General features: G+C 64.4%; 5 protein-coding genes. 3 read left to right on the top strand and 2 right to left on the bottom strand.

Annotated features, from left to right (window positions below):
- On the top strand, positions 1-1,202 hold a 1,202-nt coding region (locus tag Q0X61_RS12550; RefSeq protein WP_297743147.1), incomplete at its 5' end, for a hypothetical protein.
- A 280-nt stretch (positions 1,203-1,482) separates the two neighbouring features.
- On the opposite strand, the gene Q0X61_RS12545 is transcribed toward Q0X61_RS12550, so the two are convergent.
- Complete coding sequence (locus Q0X61_RS12545) at positions 1,483-2,304, bottom strand: hypothetical protein (RefSeq protein WP_297743145.1); 822 nt, start codon at positions 2,302-2,304, stop codon at positions 1,483-1,485.
- Complete coding sequence (locus Q0X61_RS12540; RefSeq protein WP_297743143.1) at positions 2,301-3,023, bottom strand: ABC transporter ATP-binding protein; 723 nt, start codon at positions 3,021-3,023, stop codon at positions 2,301-2,303. Before Q0X61_RS12540 ends, Q0X61_RS12545 begins: the two co-directional genes overlap by 4 nt.
- Before the next feature lie 130 nt (positions 3,024-3,153).
- Between Q0X61_RS12540 and Q0X61_RS12535 the strand changes: the two genes are divergently transcribed.
- A complete protein-coding gene (locus Q0X61_RS12535; protein WP_297743141.1) occupies positions 3,154-4,314 on the top strand; it encodes a sensor histidine kinase in 1,161 nt (386 codons plus the stop codon).
- Positions 4,308-4,970 (top strand): response regulator transcription factor, encoded by a 663-nt coding sequence (locus Q0X61_RS12530; RefSeq protein WP_297743139.1) that lies wholly within the window; start codon positions 4,308-4,310, stop codon positions 4,968-4,970. The genes Q0X61_RS12535 and Q0X61_RS12530 overlap by 7 nt, the downstream gene beginning before the upstream one ends.
- Positions 4,971-5,353 lie beyond the last annotated feature (383 nt).

The following is a 5,353-nucleotide window of genomic DNA, read 5'->3' as shown; positions in this document are numbered from 1 at the left end:
CCACGGCCTTCTGGTACGGGCACGAAGGTCGCGTCCGGGCTCGCCTCACGGACGCCGTGGACGTGGGCGATCAGGTTTCTGAGCAGGAGCACAATTACACCGGCAGCGGTGACGTGCAGAAGCTGCGGGCAACCTTCGAAGGAGAGCACGACGGGATCCCCGTCACCGATACCCTGCGTGCCACCAAGGATGCGGTGAGGTTCACCGTCGATATTGCTCGCGGCAGCGATGTCGTGCAGTTGCGCCGGTTGTCTGATCAGCGTGAGGCGTACCAGCGCGCGAAGGTGCAGGTCGACGGGCAGGATGCGGGCACATGGCTGCAGCCGTTGGGCAACGAGCATCATCGCTGGCTCGAAGACGACTTCATGCTGCCGCCTGAGCTGACGCGCGGGAAACGCAGCATCACGGTCACCCTCACGCCAGAGGGCGAGCAGGCCTGGAGCGCCGCTCGGTATGAGGTGCGTAGCACCACGGCGGCCAAACCGGATGCAAAGGCGCCGACGGGCATCCGCACGCTGAATGCCACGGCCGAGGGCAACGGCATCGCCCTCGACTGGACGCGTGCGACCGACGATGTCGCCGTCGCGAAGTACGAGGTGTACGGCTCGAAGGGTGCCAGCTTCAATCCCAGCGAGAAGACCCTCCTCGGCACCTCGCCGCTGCCCGGGTTCGTTCACACCGACGCAGGGCTCGGAGAAACCTGGCACTACCGCGTGAGGGCCGTCGACAGCAGCGGCAAGACGGGCGAGTTCTCCGCGCCTGCGTCGCAGACGAGCAACACCACGAAGCGGCTGGAGCTCGAAGACCTGCTGCCTGCCGACAAGGCCGACATGGATATGGAGCGCCAGAGTAGCTGCTGTGGCGTGACTTGGTCTGGCGGCGCGCAACTGTGGATGAAACCGCAAGCCGAAGGCCAGTTCGCGGAGTTCACCGTCGACGTCAGCAAGGCCGGGTCTTACGACCTTGCGCTCAGGTACTCCAAGGCGGGCGACTACGGGAACCTGCGAGTGATGCTCGACGGCAAGCAACTCGGAGAGTTCGACGGTCACCATGCCGACGGCGTCACTACCGACGAAGGCTCTCTAGGCACCGTCCAACTCAAGGCAGGCAAGCACACCTTGCGGTTTGAATCTGCTGGGAAGCATGATGCGTCGACTGGGCTCTTCATGGGCGTCGACTACCTGGAGATGCGTCTCAAGTAGGGCGTCGTAGTCGGAACAACACACCAAGTGGGGGCTCGTTCGGGTAAGTCTGAACGAGCCCCCACTCGGTGCTGCTTAGTTACATTCGGGACGAGCACTACTCGTATCGACGCTGGCCGCGGTGCGACGGAGAAAGTTGATTGGTCAGCCCTCGTCGAAGGAAGCGAGCTACCTGATATTCACAAATTGACGACTGATCGATTCACAAACTGACGACTAAAAGACTCACAAATTGACGACTGGGTCTCTGCCAGTGCGGATTTCGCCCGTCGCGAGAGGCTCACGCCGCCTCGCGACGCAGCGTACGGAGAGTGCCGAACACGAGAGGGAGTACCACCCAAAAGGCGGTGGCGACGACGAGTTTCCAGGCGCCGGTGGCATCGTCGCTTTGGAACGCGAGGGCGGCGCTGGTTTGCAGATTCAGCCACTCGGTCGTCTTCGTGAGGCTCTCACCAAGTTGGGAAACGATCTGGAGCACTATGGGAGCCCCGATCACAATCGCGATGCTGAGAGCGCTGTTGGGTAGTACCAAAGCCAGGGCGAACGCGCTTGCCATCGTGAGGAACCAGACGGTGAACTCACAACCCACTTCGCCCCAATCCGCCCACATGCCGGTGAGTGAGATGCCGTTGGCGAGCCGAGCAGCCCAGGTGGTGAGCAGTGCCGTGCCAGCGATGCAGCAATAGCCGACGATCGTCACCACCGTGGCGACGATCGCCTTCGCCCCAACCACCAGTCCTCGCTGGGGAACGAGGGTGAACGTCGTCATCGCTGACCGGGTTGTCCACTCGGAGGCCACCGGCACAATGATGAGCGCCGGGAACACCAGCTGCACCAGGAGCCGGATTACGGTGGCGACAGCCAGCCAAGGCACATAGACGGGTTGACCGGACTCGACATCTCGGAAGATCGTCGTGTATCCGAGCCCGAGCCCAATCGCCATGGCCACCATCAACGCGAGACATGCGCACATGAGCATCCGCAATGACGCGGTGTGGGAGAACTTACGAAACTCGACGGCCACCACGCGGCCGAGTGTGACCGGCTTCGGTCGCGTCTCGACGGGGGGAACGTCGGTGCGAGTGGCGGTTGCGATGCTCATCGGAGTACTCCTTCGCGAGAGGTATCGGCAGTCAGGGTGAGAAACATGTCTTCAAGGTCTTCGCTGGAGGCGAGCAGCTCGGCCATGGAGCCGTCGTGGACAACGCGGCCGTGCCCGATCATCACCAGCTGATCCGCAATCTGCTGGACTTCGTGCAGCAGATGCGAAGACAGCAAGACGGTGCCCCCCTGCCGCGCAAAATCGCGCAGCAGATTGCGCATCCAACGGATACCGGCAGGGTCGAGGCCATTCGCAGGCTCGTCGAGCACCAGCACCGACGGAGCCCCAAGCAGCGCGTGCCCGATCCCGAGTCGTTGCCGCATACCGAGCGAGTACGTCTTCACCTTCCGTTTTGCTTCCTTGGGTGTCAGACCGACGAGCGCGAGGATCTCGTCGACCCGGGATTGGGGCAGGCCTAAGAGCATCGCCCCCTCGACGAGCACCTCGCGCCCGGTGCGTCCGGGATGCAGCGCCGATGCGTCGAGCATGATGCCCACCCGCGCGGCAGGGTTGACCAGCTCCCGGTAGGGCTGCCCGAGCACCAGCGCCTGACCCCTCGTGGGGTTAGCGAGACCGACGAGGCAACGCATCGAGGTTGACTTGCCGGCACCGTTGGGGCCGAGGAAACCGCAGACCGTGCCAGGTTGCACGGCGAAAGAGATGTCGTCGACGGCGGTGACGTCGCCGTAGTGTTTGATGAGGTGCCTGAATTCGATCATGAATCCAGCACACCGCAGCCAGCTGGGTTACAACCAGGGGCGAAGGGCTGCACTTCTCGGTCCGAACGATGCCTCGTCGGTAGCCCAAAGATGCTGCCGCTGGGAGGGCTCTCACCCGTAGGCTGAGGGTATGGATGAGTACAGGCCTGGCAAGTGGGGCAAGGTCTGGCGCTACACGATCGCATCGCTGTGCACCTTGTTGTTCTTCACCGTTCCGACGGGCCAGAGCATGCCGCAGGCCGTCGCCGTGCACGTGGCCGCACTGGGTGCGGCGCTGTACGTGATCCGGTTTCGGTTCGCTCGTCCGGTGGTGGTCGCCGTCGGGCTCGTGCTCGCGTGCCTTGCCGTTCCCCCAGCGCTCCCCTTCGCAGCGTGGGCCTACCTCAGCTTGTGTACCCGCCGGCGCTGGTGGGCGACGGTGCTCGTCGGTGTGTTGCAGATCGCGGTGATGGCGAGAGCAGCCGTCACGTCCAATGCCATCAGCGTCGACGCAGCGCCCCTAGCGTCAGGTGTGAACGAGGTGGTGTTGCGAGGCCTGTTTGCCGTCACACTCTCGACGCTGTTCACCGTCGCGCTCGCGGCCATCGGCTCGTACCTTGGCTCGCGTCGCGCCGAAGCAGCCGCCATGCAAGCACGGCTCGACATGGCCGAACGCGAAGCGTTGTTGGTGGAACGTGAGTCACGGGCCGAAGAACGCAACCGCATCGCGCGCGAGATGCACGACGTCGTCGCCCACAAGATCTCGCTCATCGCCATGCACGCCGGTGCACTCGCCTACCGCGACGATCTTTCGCCCGACGAGATCAAACGAGCAGCGCACACCATCCAAGAGAGCTCCCACCAGGCGCTCAGCGAACTGCGGGTGATCCTCGGCCAGCTACGTCAGAAAGAGGGCGACGACGTGCTCCCGCCCCAGCCGTCGCTCGCCGTCGTCGGGGAGCTCGTCGACGCACAGCGCGCCGCAGGGCGCAGCATCACCTACACGAACAGCTTGGCGGGGGAACCATCCACGACGGTCAGCCGACAGGGATATCGGATTGTGCAGGAGGCCCTCACCAACGCGGCGAAGCACGCGCCCGGCACGCCGGTGACGGTCGATCTGACCGGGAGCGAAGACGCGGGGGTCACCATCCGCATCGTGAACCCGCTCAGCCTGGCCGCGCCTCGAGCCGACGGGGCACGCGTCGGCCTCATTGGTCTCGACGAGCGCGTCGGCACCGTCGGCGGCCGCTTCCACGCTGGTGTAGACGGTGCGGGACAATTCGTCGTGGAGGTGTGGATGCCATGGTGAGAACGAAACTGGCGGTGGTGGACGACGACGCCCTGGTGCGGGCTGGGCTACGGATGATGCTCGGGGGCGGCTCGTCGCCGTTCGAGATCGTCGGAGAAGCTTCCGACGGGAACGGCGCCGTGGCGCTGGTGGAGGAGCAACAGCCCGACATCGTGCTCATGGACATCCGCATGCCCGGCCTCGACGGGATCGAAGCCACCAGGCGGGTGCTGGCGCTGCAGAACCCTCCCAAGGTGGTCATGCTCACCACGTTCAACTCCGACGACCTCGTACTGGAAGCGCTGCGCGCTGGGGCTCATGGGTTCCTGCTGAAAGACACCCCGCCGCTCGAGATGGTAGAGCTGCTGCAGCATGTTGCAGCAGGGGAACGGGCGCTGTCACCGCAGGTGCTGGCTGCGGTGATTACCGCAGCCACGTTGAATCCCGGCGACCAGCGTGAGCGCGACGCCCGCACTGCGCTCGAGGCATTGTCGAAGCGGGAGCTCGAAGTGGCCATTGAGGTGGGCCGTGGCCTGTCGAATGCCGAGATCGCGGCCAAGCTGTACCAGTCGATGGCGACCGTGAAAGCGGCGATCACGCGTGTACTCGCGAAGCTCAATTGCACGAATCGAACCCAAGTGGCGATCATCGTCCACGACGCACGGTTGCTCGACTGAGGGGTAGGCGGTGGGCCAGAACCGCGTAGCGGTGAGTGGTGTGTGGATCGGTTTCCACAGGCGGCCACGCAAGAGCGTCTCGAGTTCACCGTTGAGGCGGATTCACGTTGCGGCGCCTAGCAGCGTACCGGCCGAGGTTGATGCGGCATCGCTGATAGGTGGGGAGCCGACGGTGCCTCGCATCTGGCCGATTGGCCCGCCCCCGCGGCGCCCGCCCCGATGCGTCATTTGAGGGGCGTTCCCTCTCGCATCTTGGCAGGCGCGAGACCGTGCCGAGGAGCGCGAGGGCACCAACGAAAAGTGACCGTTATCCTCCACGTCCGCAAACTTTCCCCCTCAAATGGGGCAAAAATGCCGCGTGTGGAGGATAACGGTCACTTTCT

It is taken from the genome of uncultured Tessaracoccus sp. (assembly GCF_947255005.1).
GTDB lineage: Bacteria > Actinomycetota > Actinomycetes > Propionibacteriales > Propionibacteriaceae > Arachnia.
Note: the sequence above shows the minus strand (reverse complement) of the source record. Positions and strands in the feature narration are given on the sequence as shown.